This is a genomic window from Rubripirellula reticaptiva (assembly GCF_007860175.1).
In the GTDB taxonomy this organism is placed as follows: Bacteria; Planctomycetota; Planctomycetia; order Pirellulales; family Pirellulaceae; genus Rubripirellula; species Rubripirellula reticaptiva.
On sequence record NZ_SJPX01000001.1, the window covers coordinates 1,651,433 to 1,665,919 of the forward strand.

The 14,487-nt window shown below is 55.0% G+C and carries 12 protein-coding genes; 4 read left to right on the plus strand and 8 right to left on the minus strand.

Features of this window, described 5'->3' with window-relative positions; translation table 11 throughout:
- Positions 1 to 294: 294 nt before the first annotated feature.
- Genes Poly59_RS05890 through Poly59_RS05900 form a run of 3 tightly spaced genes read left to right on the plus strand, consistent with a single transcriptional unit; the run spans position 295 to position 4,872 of the window.
- On the plus strand, positions 295 to 3,951 hold the full coding sequence (locus Poly59_RS05890) for a DUF4347 domain-containing protein (protein WP_186776036.1): 3,657 nt from the start codon (positions 295 to 297) through the stop codon (positions 3,949 to 3,951).
- Between the two features lie 35 nt (positions 3,952 to 3,986).
- On the plus strand, positions 3,987 to 4,430 hold the full coding sequence (locus Poly59_RS05895; RefSeq protein ID WP_146533069.1) for a HugZ family pyridoxamine 5'-phosphate oxidase: 444 nt from the start codon (positions 3,987 to 3,989) through the stop codon (positions 4,428 to 4,430).
- 25 nt (positions 4,431 to 4,455) lie between these two features.
- On the plus strand, positions 4,456 to 4,872 hold the full coding sequence (locus Poly59_RS05900; protein WP_146533070.1) for a hypothetical protein: 417 nt from the start codon (positions 4,456 to 4,458) through the stop codon (positions 4,870 to 4,872).
- Between the two features lie 10 nt (positions 4,873 to 4,882).
- Here the strand turns inward: Poly59_RS05900 and Poly59_RS05905 are convergent, their stop codons facing one another.
- From Poly59_RS05905 to Poly59_RS05940, 8 genes are all read right to left on the minus strand, one after another.
- Positions 4,883 to 5,542, minus strand: coding sequence for a metal-dependent transcriptional regulator (locus tag Poly59_RS05905; RefSeq protein WP_146533071.1), 660 nt, complete (start codon positions 5,540 to 5,542; stop codon positions 4,883 to 4,885).
- A 13-nt stretch (positions 5,543 to 5,555) separates the two neighbouring features.
- On the minus strand, positions 5,556 to 6,800 hold the full coding sequence (locus Poly59_RS05910) for a Glu/Leu/Phe/Val family dehydrogenase (protein ID WP_146533072.1): 1,245 nt from the start codon (positions 6,798 to 6,800) through the stop codon (positions 5,556 to 5,558).
- Positions 6,801 to 6,929: 129 nt separating this feature from the next.
- A complete protein-coding gene (locus tag Poly59_RS05915) occupies positions 6,930 to 8,498 on the minus strand; it encodes a DUF4332 domain-containing protein (protein ID WP_186776037.1) in 1,569 nt (522 codons plus the stop codon).
- Between the two features lie 13 nt (positions 8,499 to 8,511).
- Positions 8,512 to 8,808, minus strand: a complete 297-nt coding sequence (locus Poly59_RS05920) for a hypothetical protein (RefSeq protein ID WP_146533074.1) — start codon at positions 8,806 to 8,808, stop codon at positions 8,512 to 8,514.
- Between the two features lie 147 nt (positions 8,809 to 8,955).
- On the minus strand, positions 8,956 to 9,621 hold the full coding sequence (locus Poly59_RS05925) for a hypothetical protein (RefSeq protein WP_146533075.1): 666 nt from the start codon (positions 9,619 to 9,621) through the stop codon (positions 8,956 to 8,958).
- Positions 9,622 to 9,787: 166 nt separating this feature from the next.
- The gene (locus tag Poly59_RS05930; protein WP_146533076.1) at positions 9,788 to 10,759 is read right to left on the minus strand and encodes a mechanosensitive ion channel family protein; all 972 of its coding nucleotides are present in this window, start codon (positions 10,757 to 10,759) and stop codon (positions 9,788 to 9,790) included.
- A gap of 204 nt (positions 10,760 to 10,963) precedes the next feature.
- Positions 10,964 to 12,262, minus strand: coding sequence for a radical SAM protein (locus Poly59_RS05935; RefSeq protein ID WP_186776038.1), 1,299 nt, complete (start codon positions 12,260 to 12,262; stop codon positions 10,964 to 10,966).
- 250 nt (positions 12,263 to 12,512) lie between these two features.
- Positions 12,513 to 13,556: a CvpA family protein gene (locus Poly59_RS05940; RefSeq protein ID WP_146533077.1), complete on the minus strand. Its 1,044-nt coding sequence runs from the start codon at positions 13,554 to 13,556 to the stop codon at positions 12,513 to 12,515.
- Positions 13,557 to 13,765: 209 nt separating this feature from the next.
- Between Poly59_RS05940 and Poly59_RS05945 the strand changes: the two genes are divergently transcribed.
- Positions 13,766 to 14,467 carry a hypothetical protein gene (locus Poly59_RS05945; protein WP_146533078.1) on the plus strand — a complete coding sequence of 234 codons (702 nt, stop codon included), beginning with the start codon at positions 13,766 to 13,768 and terminating at the stop codon, positions 14,465 to 14,467.
- Positions 14,468 to 14,487 lie beyond the last annotated feature (20 nt).

A 14,487-nucleotide genomic window follows, 5' to 3' on the forward strand; every position in this document is an offset into this window, starting at 1 on the left:
AATCCGTTAACCGGAAATGAAGAATCAAGAAGGGAATCGATTCCTTGGCTTCCTCCACAACTGGCTTTCGCCAATCATCGCGAAAAATCATTGCAAACGTCACAACAACGCGAGAATTCGTGAGAACCAGTGCTGGGAAATTTGCTCTAGGGGGTTTCTGAACTACACTGTCGAGCAAGATTTCCCTCTCATTCCGCATGGTTTGCTCTCATGTTTCGCCGCTCAAAGTCGTCTGCCTCTCACCCCTCTTTTCGCTCGCGTAAGTGGCTGGTGAACGAGCTGGAGCCCCGCCTGATGTTGGCTGCCGACGCAGCCGTGGCTGTTTGTCACGCAGGGGCCGGCGAAGTCGCCGCGCCAAGCCTGGCGGGCGGACAGACTCAGGCATCCAGCAGCCAGCACTTGGTCATCGTTGACTCGGGAGTTCAGGACGTGGCTGCATTGTTGGAAGCCGTTCCTGCGGATGCTTCGATCGTGATGATCAGTCAAGCGGAAAGTGGAGTCGACCAAATCACGGCGGCCATTGCATCGCATCAAGGTTTGAAATCAATCCACCTATTGAGCCACGGAAGCGAAGGAAAGCTACAGCTCGGAAACGAAACACTGTCGTCCGCAAACTTGGGTCAGTATCAGAATCAAATCAAATCCTGGCGGAACTCAATCGTTGCTGGCGGTGACTTAGTGATCTACGGCTGTGATGTTGCCAGCGGATCGCAAGGCGTCTCATTCTTGGCTCAGCTTGCATCGATGTCAGGTGCCGACGTTGCCGCGTCGAACGATCGCACGGGTGCAGCCACATCAGACCATTTCGCCGATTGGGATTTGGAATACCAACTCGGAAGTATTGAAACGGCCGGTCTGTTGATCTCGAACCGCTTGGGTGGGTTTACAGGTCAATTGGCGATTGAGATTTTTGCCGCTGGTTCGACCGGTGACGAGCTGATGGAACTGGAAATCAACGGCCAGGTCGTTGACACATGGTTCGTCCAAGGCACCGATGCAGAGAACGGGCAGTTCTACTCCTATGTTTCCGATGTCGATGGAGTCGACATCAATGATGTCCGCATCAATTACGTCAACGATCTTTACGACCCGGCCAATGGCATTGACCGTAACCTTCGTGTTGACCGCGTGGTAGTCGACGGTTTTAACTACGAAGCCGAGGCCCCGTCGGTGTTTGCCACAGGTGTTTGGGATGGAAGCCAAATCACTTCCGGCAACTTGCAAACTGAGTACCTTCGCGCGAACGGGTACTTCCAATTTTCGGGTGATGCACCGACCGGCGGAAACGGATCGGTGATCGAAGTGTCGCTTCGCGGGCTGTCCGGTGGCGAGTCGGCGCAGCTGTTGGTGGACGGTTCAGTCTTGCAAACTTTCAGCGGCCTATCCACCAACACCCAAGTGTTTTCAGCTCAAGCCGATGGAACGGTGACCGCCGATCGCGTGCGTGTTGCGTTCATCAATGACCAATACACGCCGGGCGGAATCGATCTGAATCTTGAAGTCGACTTCATTCGCGTCGATGGACAAGTTTTCCAGACCGAAGCCGCGACGACCTATTCGACGGGCACATGGTTGCAAGAAGACGGAATCCAGCCTGGTTTCCGTCAAAGCGAAGTGCTTCACACAAATGGTTATTTCCAGTATCTGGCGTCGAGTGGTCCAGTCGGCAACGCAGGTAGCTTCTCGTTGGTGACTAGTGAGATTGTGACTGTTGAAGGTCAGAGTTCGATCACGTTGGAAGTCCTCCGTCTCGGTGGCAGCGATGGTACCGCGTCGGTTGATTACTTGACCGCAGCAGATAGTGCGACCGCGGGTGAGGATTTCCAAGCCACCAGCGGACGATTATTCTTTGCCGATGGTGAAACCGTAAAGCAATTCACGGTGAACATCCTCGACGATGGCATTGCCGAATCGACTGAATCATTCAGCGTGCGAATCGATAATCCAATTGGCGCCGACTTGCTTGCTCCGAGAACTTCGATCGTCACGATCTTGGATGATGATTCGGGTCTTCCCCGATTCGAGTCGTTCACCTCAGCAACCGATTTGGCTCTAAACGGTTCGGCTTCGATTAATGGAACTCAGCTTCAGCTAACCAGCACGGGGACCCGGCAAGCCGGAACCGCCTTTTATAATTCGCCAATCTCGGTGAGTGGCAACACATCGTTTCAGTCCAGCTTTACATTCCAAATGGGCGGCGGTGCGGGTATCAACGGTGCGGATGGAATGACCTTTTTGTTGCAAAACTCGGCTGCCGGACTGAATTCTCTTGGGCGTGCCGGTGGATATCTGGGTTATGACACGATCGGTCAAAGCGTTGCCATTGAGTTCGACAACTACAACAACGGTGGCGACATTGCGGCCAATACGGTCGCCGTCGTGATCAACGGAGACACGCGGAATGCGTTCGCGGAAGTTGTCTCGCCATTTGATCTCAATAACAACACGCTTTATCACGCTTGGGTCGAATACAACGGCGAGACAAACACGCTTGCCGTTTTTGTTTCACCCACGGAAGACAAGCCAGTCTTCGCCGTGTTGAAGACCAATATCGAACTAGATTCCATTGTTGGGAACCAAGCCTACGTTGGTTTTTCCGCAGGCAACTACGATCTGACGAACTACCACCGAGTTGGTTCTTGGAATTTCTCGCTTGATAAGCCGCAGGGCGACCCGCCGGTAAACCCAACTGGCAACGTCGTGGAGCAAGACTTGATCACGGGGCTGGATCAACCTCTCGCCCTCGATTGGTCGCCAGATGGACGTAACATTTACATCGCCGAAAAGGCAGGTGTCATTAAGGTTGCACGTGATGGATCCAGCAGTGCAAGTGTGGTCTTAGACATTTCTGCCAAAGTGAATGATGTTCAGGATCGCGGTTTGATCGATTTTACGTTGGATCCGAACTTTCAATCCAACGGATTTGTCTACCTGCTTTATACGTATGATCCACCTGAAGTGTTTGACAATGTAGGCGACGCGAATGCAGGGCCTGATGGGCGTGGTAACCGCGCGGGCCGATTGTCTCGGTTCACACTTGACGCTTCCACTGGATTCACGTCGGTGGTTTCGGGTAGTGAATTGGTACTGCTCGGAACAAACAGCACCTGGGATAACTTCAATGGCTTTGTGGACAGCACTGTAAGTCTGAACGAGCCGCAGGGTGGTCGTGAAAACGGCCAGTACATTGAAGACTTTATCGTCAGCGACAGTCGTTCTCACACGGTCGGTAGCCTTCAGTTCGCTAGTGACGGAAATCTGTTTGTGTCGCTTGGCGACGGAGCGAGTTTCAACCAAACGGACCCTCGTGCTTTGCGAGTTCAAAGTCTGTCGAGTCTGGCTGGAAAGGTGCTTCGGATTGATCCCTCCACCGGCCAAGGTGTTTCCGACAACCCGTTCTACGATGGCAACCCGAATTCGAATCAGTCTCGCATTTACCAACTTGGACTCCGCAATCCATGGCGATTGACGTTGGACGAGCGGACAGACCAATTGTTCATTGGCGAGACCGGGCTGGGCAATTATGAAGAAATCAACACCGGTGTCGCCGGCACCAACTTTGGCTGGCCTTACTATGAAGGCGCGCAAGGTACCAACAGTCGTACCCCTGGTTACAGTAGCTTGCCGCAGGCGCAGGATTTCTATCAAAATGGAACCGCTAAGCCTGCCTCGATCGCGCTGGCTCACCAAGCCGGTTCAAATGTCATCGTCCTTGGCGACATTGTTTACAACTCGGATCTTGGGCTGCAGTACGAAGGCGATTTGTTCTACAACGACATGTACCGCGGTATCGTTCGACATGCCAATGTGGGGCCCGATGGCCAACTAAGCGGCGTCGAGGTGTTCACCACGGGAGCCGAATTCATTGTGGACATTCAGCAGGGAGCGGATGGTTCGCTTTACTATGCCAACCTGGTTGAAGGCACCGTCGGCAAGTGGCAGATTGTTTAATGTTGATTTGATCATGTAACGCTATACTGCGTCGCATGACTCAAAAAGACATTCAGCAAATCTTGGAGGCCGCCGTCTCCGGTAGCCTCGGCACGCTTACTGACGACGCAACTCCGTTTGTTTCCTTGGTGACAGTCGCTGTCACCGGGCCTCGTTCGGTGGCAATGTTGTTGTCAGGATTGGCCGTTCATACCAAGAACTTGATGCGAAACCAAGCAGCGTCGCTGTTGCTGGTTTCGCTAGGTGGCGAATCAGGTGATCCGCTGGCGGGTGCGCGTGTGACGTTGACGGGAACGGTTCGAAAACTGTCACGCGAGGAAGATGGTGAAGTTCGCGGCGTATTCCTGGCGAAACATCCCGAAGCGGCCATGTATGCGGATTTTGGTGACTTTTCATTTTTTGTTTTGGATATTGATCAAGCTCACCTTGTCGCTGGCTTTGGAAAAATTGTTACTGTAAGTGGCGTCGAACTGAATTGAATTTCATTCCTGTTGAGGTCACTTGATGAATCGGTCCAAAGAAAACGAGTCCAGCGATTTGCCAGAACTTCCCGATGACGAGCCTGCCGCTGCGCCAATCGACGAGCCAATCGTTGAGCCGGGGCAAGCCGATTCCAATCGAACAAATCAAATCACCAACGAAGTCGATCGCGACAAGATCGCTCAGTTTGTCACCACCATTCGAAACGCCGAAGAACAGGTCGGTCAACACATCATCGCCGCGTTACAGCATGACAATACCGTGGCTGTGATCACAACCGTTGCGGTCGGCCCTGATGGAAATCAGCGTGTGATCTCGGCGGCTCTGAATCCGGATCGATTGAAGCAAGTGCAAGAAATCCTGATGCAAGCCGAAGAAGAACGCGAGGATGAAGAACCGTGCGTCGGTTTCCACTGTTTGGTGAAACCTAAGTTGTCCTAAGGGACGCGACCTAAGGCCGGATCACGATCAACTTATCCGCGACCGTCTCGCTTAGCACGGTCGTGTTCTTGTCGATTTCAACTGTCGTCGTTGCGGCGAGCGGGGCGTGTTCGACAACGCAGCCGACGGCGGAAAGTTCCAGGCCGGATGCGGTCAAGAATCGCAGGAATTCACTTGATTGGTCGACCACTCTGACCAATCGAAAGGGCTCGCCCGCCGGCCACTGGGTTAGAGTTTGCCCAGCATCGGATTGAAGCGTGCCGTCGCTGCGTGGGATGGGGTCGCCGTGCGGATCGGCGCCCGGATATCCCAAGTGTGCATCGATTCGATCGACCAAGCGATCACTGACCGCATGTTCCATGTGCTCGGCTTCTTCGTGGACTTCGTCCCATGGCATGCTAAGCGTTTGCGACAAGAACAACTCGATCAAACGATGGCGTCGAACCACACGTAGCGCCAACTGCGTTCCGCTGAGCGTCAACCGAACGCCTTCATACGGCGCGTACTCGACCAAGTTTGCATCGCGCAGCGTTTTCAACATCGCTGTGACACTTCCTGGCGATACCGATAATTGACTGGCAATCGCTCCGGTCGCAACTGATTCTTTATCAGGTTGTCCGCCAAGCTGGTAAATCGCTTTGATGTAGTTTTCAGTTGTCAGGCTTGGCATTGATGGAACTTCCTCACGAAGCGAATCCGGACAATTCGGCCGACTGACGAACGCGTGTGATTCCAATGATGTAAGCCGCCGTTCGCAATGACACTTTGCGTTCCTGCGCGGTCTGCCATACGTTTTCGAAGGCTTGGTTCATGGTGTGGTCTAGTTCTTGGCGAACACGATCGAGTGTCCAGCGATAGTGTTGGCGGTTCTGGACCCATTCAAAGTAACTCACCGTAACGCCGCCCGCGTTGGCCAGGATATCGGGCAGGATCGTAACGCCGCGTTCGGCTAAGATTTTGTCGGCGTCAGGGTACACCGGGCCATTTGCCGCTTCAATGATCACAGTTGCTTTGATCTTGTTAACATTGTCTTTTGTGATCACGCCACCTAGGGCGGCTGGGATTAGCACGTGGACATCGTCCAGTTCCAGCAGCGCGTTGACGGGTAAGCACTGGCATTGCTGGTAGCCTTCAAGCAAGCCGCGAGGATGCCCGATTTTGTGATGCAGCAGGCTTTGGATGTCCAGCCCATTGGGGTCGTAGTAGGTTCCCGAAACATCGCTGACCGCGACGATTGGAAACTGGGCATCGCATAGAAATTTGGAAGCATGCGAGCCAACGTTTCCGAAACCTTGGATCGCAATGTTGGTGCGCTCAGCCTTTTGTCCAAGACGCTTGCACAGCTTAACGGTCAGAGCGCCAACTCCGCGGCCGGTTGCTTCTTCGCGTCCTTTGGCACCGTACTCTTCGACAGGTTTGCCGGTGATGACTGCCGGATTAAATCCGTGGTATTTTTCCCATTGATTTCGGAACCACGCCATCACGCGGTGGTCGGTGCCCATGTCGGGTGCGGGGATGTCTTTGTCGGGGCCGACGATGTCGTGAATCTGGTCAACAAAGGCTCGAGTTAAACGTTCCAATTCTCGCGGCGACAATTCCGAAGGGTCGACGCCAATGCCGCCTTTCGCACCGCCATATGGCAAGTTTACGACAGCGGTTTTCCAAGTCATCAAACTGGCTAGAGCGCGAGTTTCGTCCAGGTCCACGTCGGGGTGGTAGCGGAGTCCACCTTTCATCGGACCGCGGTGGTTGTCATGTTGAACCCGAAATCCAACGTAGTTAGCAAGACGCCCGTTGTCTCGCTCGATCGTGACGCGCACTTGCACTTCGCGTCGAGGCGTTAGCAACGTTTCTCGCATTTCTGCGCTGATGTTGAGGTGTTCCGCGGCGACGTCAAAGAAATGCTGGGTCGCCTTAAAAGCTCGCATTGGTTCGCGTTCCAGATTAGAGATGGCGGTGACCCAATCGATAGGCCAAGAGGTTTAGCGGCGAAGGGCCAGCGGCAGTGATTTAGCAGCAACGAGCGCCGCTTCGCAAGCTTACCCAGAATATCCGATTTAGGCAGCGCTGCGTGCTGACGAAATTGCTTCCGCCGAGTCGGCGATCCAGCGGCGAACATCAGATAGTTTTGGCGCGTCGGCGCCGCGTAGATATCGGCGGCCGCTAGAGGTCATCGCAAACTGGGCGACTTCTTGATGAAGCTCGCCTGCTTTGCAAACCGCGACGGCACTGGCCGAATTGTACTGAGCACCGGCAAGCATTTGGCATTCACGTGCCAGCAGTTCTGGGATCTCGCACATTAGTTTGGCTTGCCACTGCCACTGAGTCACGGTTTCGGTCGTGATCCAGTAGGTCAACATTTCGGCCGCCATCTTGGCTGCTGATTCATCTAAGAATTCGCCGACTGTGTGGATGCCAACCGACGCAAAACGCTGAGCCGTTTTGGGACCGATCGACGGAGCGTTGACGAGTGGATCTTGCCTCGATAGTCGGCATCGATCATTTACCGGCTGGTGTGTGACTGGTGTATCGACGCTGCGTGGTACGAATGGAATGGTCGCGGGATAATCTTGGTGCGAAGGTTCCAAGTCTGCTTCGCTGGTCGTTGCGACGACAATCTCGTTGGTTTCGTTGGCGGCTTGTATAGCAGCGGCCTGAATTTTTTTGGCAGCCAGGCGACGTGCACGTCGGCTTTCTCGGGAAGCCATTTCGGTTCGGTAGACATCTATCACTCGGTGAACAATGTCCACATCGGCGGGCAAGTTCTTTTGCAACGTGCCGGTTCGGCGAAACTCGCTGATCAGGCGTCCGACGGCGTCTTGTTCGATTCGGTTCTCAATTCGCTTGAGCCAAGCTCGCGCCGGAGTGCGAATGACCGCGAGTGCGGTGCTTGCCGATAGAGATGCTTTGGCGATTGGTTGTCCCATTGCTGACTCGGCATCACGCGCGGCGCGTTCAAGCACTCTTGCCCAGCCGGTGATGGCCAAACCAAAGAGTTCCGAAAGTGCGCGCTGAGCAACCAGCCCAAGTCCGTCGGGCGGATGAGCTCGGCCGCGTTCAAGATCGTACGTATCCAGCAACGGAAAGTAACTTCGGTTGGCAAATTTGGCGCCGTGCAAAATTGCCTCGCCGAGCCAGCCGATATTGTTCGATAAGTTGAAGACCGTTCGAGCTGGGTCGTCTCGCCACACGGTCAGAATTGATTCATACGATCGCGTGACGCTCCATTCAATCGGTCGATGCAGGACCTTTTCACGTTCGCATTGCTGCGTGTGCAGGGGCATCATCGGATCGGTGAAGTAGTGGCTCAGTACGCCAGCCGCGTGGGCTGCGTCACTGTAGCGGCCCGCACGTAAGTGATTCTGAAGTTTGTCATACCACAGGTGGGCAACGCGCGGCGCACCACCCCAGTAACCGTCGGTGACATGGACCACATGGTTTTGAAAGTCACGAAACCGCGTGTCCGGATCCTTTGCGCCTCGCAGGTATCGATCGTGGTGTCGAAGCAGCACGCGTGCGAGTCGTTGGCCAGCGTCAGTTTGCACCAACGGTAGCGCATCGATTGCAAAAAAGTGATGGGTGCTGCGACAATGGGCGGCGCGTAGGATCAAAAACAACGGGTTCATGACACCACCCTCGTTAGGCGGCTTGGGATTGGCTCGAAATCGCAGCATCCACATCGACGCGATAGGCCGCGGCTTGTCGAGACAATCTCGCCCGCAGCGACTCGTCGCCTCTTAGTACCGACGACGCGGTCGTCATCCGTTGTTGGAAGACGTCAAACGTCAGCGGCCGAAAGGTGGCGTGACCTGTTGGCGGCGCGGCCGCACCATAGGCAGCCGTTCGGCGCCACTTCCAGTCCGCGCGAGCGATTCCTAGGTACACCGCGTAGAGTTGCGTTACGCTTAATTTCGAAAGATCTTGTAGTCCGGTCATCACCACGGTTGCATCCCCACAGCACAAACGAATTAGGGTTTGCGACGGACGCAACCATCGCGGCCGTCTGCGTGGCAAGTGTGCCGATCCGCGGGCGTCGGTGGCAAGAGAGATTTTTTAATGCTAGGTGAGCCAAACGTGTCGGTATTAACGCGGCTTCGAGCGAACGATCTCTCGAGTCCGTGACACGAGCGAGAAAGTTTCTTCGGGGCGTGGATCCGGCGCGACGCTGGTGAAGTAGTCTTGGTCGATGCCCAAAATCTTGCGACGTTTCTGAGAAACGCCAGGGTCCGAGTCCAGGAAGCTTTCCGCCATTTCAAAATCGCGGTCCCACAAGATCGCAATCGACAGAAGGTCGACGACATCTTCGAAAGCCGTCAAGTCGATTGAGTCGCGACCTGGCAAATCGACCGATACCGATTCTGGCATTGATTGATAGGCGGCCAAAGTGAGCGATCGCCATTCCGTTTGCGGCGGAACCGAATCGCCGAACAAGTCAATCTCGATCGCAATCTGGTCACGCACTTCAACAAAAATAGCCGCCACGGTGGCTTCGGCTAAAGCCGACAGTTGCATTGGCGAATCGGTTTCGGTCAACAAATGCTCAGCCACTTCGTGTAGCAAACCGATTCGCTGACAGACCGTCAATTGATCAAACACATCGATTCCCGAATCGCAATCCGGGATCACTTCGTCAACGCAGTCAACGTCAACATGAACCAGCAACGCATCGATCATCGTGTCGATTGCGGCGCCGACCAACGCGCTTTCAGCGCCTCGCAAGGTTCGATCACCTCGGCTGGTATGCCACATAAAATTCCCTTTTCCCCGAACATGCAGTTCGCGTCGAAAATATCGACGCGTCCACAATAATGCCTGCAACCCTTTAGAGGCCGACATCATAATCGAGGAATCGCGACGTGGTACGCCGCGGCGAAAATTTCATTTTTTTCAGTCGTAAGTCGTTCGCTAGAAACAACTACGCAGCGCGTGTGATCGGATTCGCGGTGCCCGAATCGTGCAATTCGCGGCGTGCCGGACGAACGCGAGGCCGGGTTACGGATTCTTCTTCGTTGCGGCTGATATGGACATCCAACTGTGGGAACGGAATTGAAATGCCGGCGCCGTCAAGTTGACGCTTGACTTGCGCTGTGAGCGTTTCGTGAATTGGCCAGTAATTCTTTGAAGCAACCCAGGCACGCACTTTCCAGTTGACACTGCTAGCACCAAGATCGCTGAGGATGACTTGCGCGCCACGCCCTTCGCCTTGAACAACGGCTTCGGAAATTTGTGAGACAGCGGCTTCCAATGCGGCGCGAGTTTGGTCGAGGTCGGCGTTGTAATCGACGCCCACTAGTACTTCGACTCGGCGATGTTGGTGATACGAAATGTTTTCGATCGTGCCGCCTGAAATCGAACTATTCGGAACGATGATGCGGCGGTTGTCGGGCGTATCAAGCGTCGTGGTGAACAAGTCGATCTCGTTGACCTTTCCCATCACGCCGCCAGCATTGACGACGTCGCCAACTTTGAACGGGCGAAACACCAACATCAAGACACCACAAGCAAAGTTGCTAAGGGTTCCCTGAAATGCCAAGCCTACGGCAAAGCCGGCGGCGGCCAACATCGCGGCCAATCCGCCAAGCGGTGCACCCAGTTTTGACAGTACCGCACCAGTAACGCCAAACATGACGCAATAGAAAACCATCTTGCCGATGAATCGGCCAAGTGTTTCGTCGACGCGGCGGCAAACGGGACGGCTTACCAAACCCGAAATGTATTTTGCAGCGAGGTAGCCAAGAAAAATCACCCCTAATCCGATGGCGGCCCAACCGAGGGCGGGTGCCAGGTGGGTCGCGGCGTAATCCGTCGCCCCTGCGACATCGCCACTACTTAGCTTGTTCCACGCTTCTTCCGTTGCGGTCAAGATCTCGGGATTCCGGGCAGGCATTTCGGTTGTTTCAGCCACTTCAAAGTCCTTCTTGAATGGGCAAAATCGATAATCAGCATCATGCTGCGTTGAGTTCGTGTGACCCCTGTATAGAAAAACAGTATCCGAGTTAGCAAGGCAGATCCGGCTGCGGGAATCAGAGTGTCAATGACGGAAAATGGATGCGGCGGTGGAATGGCGTTACGATAAGGCTTGATTTCCTGTTTACCTGGAATCGCCTGCTTCGGTGCCGACTTTGATTTGGTGCACCTGGGGGTTGTTTTCTTGCGGAGCCTTGTCCGGATCTTGGTACTTTGCGACATCAAAGTGCTTGGCGTAGGTGCCAAAATCGTTGAACGCATATTTTTTGGCCCATCGGTACACGAAGCTGCGTTCGCGAATCTCGTCGCCTTGCTGGTACTGGCTTCGCCGTGGCGTCACCTTGTTGAGTTCCGCGATCACGGATTTGCGGGCCGTCGTGTCACGCGCGCCGTGCTTTTCGGCTAGCTGAACCAGCAAGTCAGGACGTTCCATGATCACACAGCCGCGGGTGTGCTGGGCGGTCAGTTCGCGAAAGTCTTTCAAGAACTCGGACTTGTTCATCGTTTCAGCAAGCGGGCGGTCATCGTGAATCGATTCGGTGGCAAGTTGGATCACGGGACACGGTTCGATATCGCCCCACGGTCCAATGTGGTGAGTGAATCCGGTGACGGCTGGACACAGTGCGTTGCCAGCGTCGTCGTGGTAAGCATCGATCACGACGATCGGTTTGGTCGCGCGAGTGTCGACGACGAACTGTCGAACTCGGCGCTGCTCGTCACTCGATAACGCCAAGTCTTGATTGGGTTCCGGTCCGACGGGGCGATAGATGTGGTACCAACAGTACATCACACCCATTTCAATCAGCCGATCGACCCATTCGTTGCGTACCAGGTCATCGATGTTCGACTTGCAAACACTCGTACAGACGCCGACTAACAGCTTGTGCCGCAGAGCGGTTTCCAAACCTTTCATCGTTTTGTTTAACACGCCGTCGCTGCCGCGGCGAGTGTCGCTGATGATTTCGCTGCCTTCGACACTGATCAGTGGTGTTACGTTGCCGAGCCGGCGCAGTTCAGCGGCGACTTCATCGGTGATAAAGTGGCCGTTGGTGAAAACTTGGAAGTAGACGTCAGGATTGGCGGCAAAGATTTTTAACAAGTCTTTGTGCATGAACGGCTCACCGCCCAGGATGCCAAAGAATCGATTGCCCATCGCCTTGGCTTCGGCGATCGTTTTGTTAGCGGCTTCGAGTTCGATCTTATGCTGCTTGGACGCCACGTCGACCCAGCATCCCTGGCAACGAAGATTGCAGCTATTGATCACCGACAGGTACAAAAACGGCGGAAAGAACTCGCCTCGTTTGAGTCGTCGCTTGTGCTTATGCACGCTCATCAGTCCGCCCAGACCCAGGGTCCAGACAGCTTTCATCAGCAGCCGTTTGTCGGTTTCGACCAGAAATCGGCGAGCCAGTTTGAGATACATTGGCGGGTGGGGTGTAGAAGTGGTGGCGAATGAGACCGAAACAGTCTCTTCAAGCCTAACCGGGTTGCCTAGTCAAGGGAAACCACCGCCGATGTCCGAGACGCAATGTCGGTGATCGACGGTCTTGACAGTGCCACGACGGGGGCCTTTGGCGGGGGCCCTGGCCAGGTACGGCTTGCAAGCCGAAACGGGCAGGAAAGTCCTGCGAGAAAGGAAGCTTTCGCGTTCGGTCCGCTTCGGTTTGCCGTGTCTAGGGGACCATTCCCGGGGTGGGGATCGCTTTCTGGATCGCCCTGGTGGCTTGTTCCAAGAATCCCGGTTGGTCGACCAACTCCATCACGGCCGGGTGATTGAGTAGCTTCATTGCCATCGATGGTGTCATCGATTGACCGGAGTCGATGATTTCGCGGACTTCTGGGTCCGAATTCAGTTGGTTGACCAATTTTCGAACTTCCGGTTTTTGACGCAGTTCTTGGATCTCCGGTGTATCGAGCAGTTCTTGCATTTTGGCTGGGTTGCCAAGCACGGTGGCGGTGCGGCCGAATTCCTCGACTTTGTTGAGTTGAGGAATCATCGCCAGCGGGTTGTAATTGACCAAGTATGGGCCGATTACGCTTTGCCGAGTGGCTTCGGCAGTCGATAAAATGACTTTGGATGCGATCTGTCCGCGAGTGTCGGCGGGGTCGCGAATTCCGGCTCGTTTCAACTCGATCGGTTCCATCACCAGAATCCCGCCGATGAAACAAGCCAAGCCGACGACACCTTGCGCGATGCCAAGCATGAAACCGAACCGACGATTCCAGCGGTCCAGTGCCCGGCGGCGGCGTACCATTGATCCTAGAATGAACCACAGGCAGAACATCACGAACAAGCCGATCGCTAGACCGACGACGCCGATACTGAGGAAACGATTGGCCAAACCGCTCAGTCCAAACCACTGAGAAAAACGGTAGGCGTTTTCCATTCCTATCGCGGGTGCAAACGCAACCGCGGCAGCGACGGCCACCATCGATGCGAAGATCGAAAAGACACCAGTGCGGTATCCGGCAAACGCGCTGAATCCGGCAATTGCCGTCATGGCTGCAGCGATGTAGTCACCTTGGAATCCGAAATAGGTGGCTGGTCCAAAAAATACCGCCGTCCAAAACAAACGTGCTCGCCAGGAAAGATTGCTGGTTTCTGGCAGAACGTCGTCGGGGTCGGGAAAGTACTGGATGGTTTGCATCAAATAGGGCTCGGCTTTGCGGGGCTGGGCGTTGTTTGGCGCAGCGCTGAACTGGTAGGCGGTTCGCATCAACGCTACCCCGCTGGTTGGTGCGAGGTCACCGTAGGCGTCGCAGTGAACGGGGCTTTGGTAACGAATGGCAGTGCCCGTGCCGGTTGTGCGGGTTGTCGCGTCAGTGCGGGTTTTTCGACATCATTCGATCCGGCTTCGTATTGCCAGTCAAAACGGTCGAAGCAATCAATGGACACGATGCACCCATGGATGGATGAATCTGAACGATGAAGATCTCAAACGTAAACTTTTTCAACTCGGCTTGGTCGAGTCCCTTTTCCACGCCGCCCGTTCGATGGGCTGCATCGTTGTTGGTGATGGCCGCGATGGCGTCAACGGCTCCCGCGGCTGAAAAAGATGTCGCGGAGAAAGATGGCGATAAAAAGACGTCCAACTCGACCAAGCAAATCGACGACGACCTGGGCTTTGCGGCCGAACGGGACGCGCTGCCCAAAGTTGTCAATGGCCGGTTCGTGATTCCGCCATTGGCGGCTCGGTCGACAGACTTTGCTGATGTCGGCAATGGCAAAACACCCGACGGCTTTCGCGCGGCAGAGGATCGGCCGCTTCAGTTGTTGCCTGAGTCGGGTGCCGATCGCGGAGGAGACTGGGCTTGGTCGTTAGCCGACTGGGCGGCACCGAATACGTACTCTTATCCTCGGTATTTCGAGGATCGGATGCTAGAACGACATGGCCACGAGCGATTCGGGTACGCCCAGCCGCTTGCCAGTGGAGTGCGATTCTTCGCCACGATGCCAATGTTGCCGTATTTGATGGCGATCCAGCATCCCTGCGATTGCGAGTACACCCTGGGCTATTATCGCCCCGGATCGTGTGCCCCGCGGACTCTGCAGCGTCCACCCTGGGATCGCAGAGCGGTTATTGCCGAAACGGCCGCTGTCGCGGTGGGCATCATCGCGATCCCTTAAGACAGGACTTTCGTCCCCAT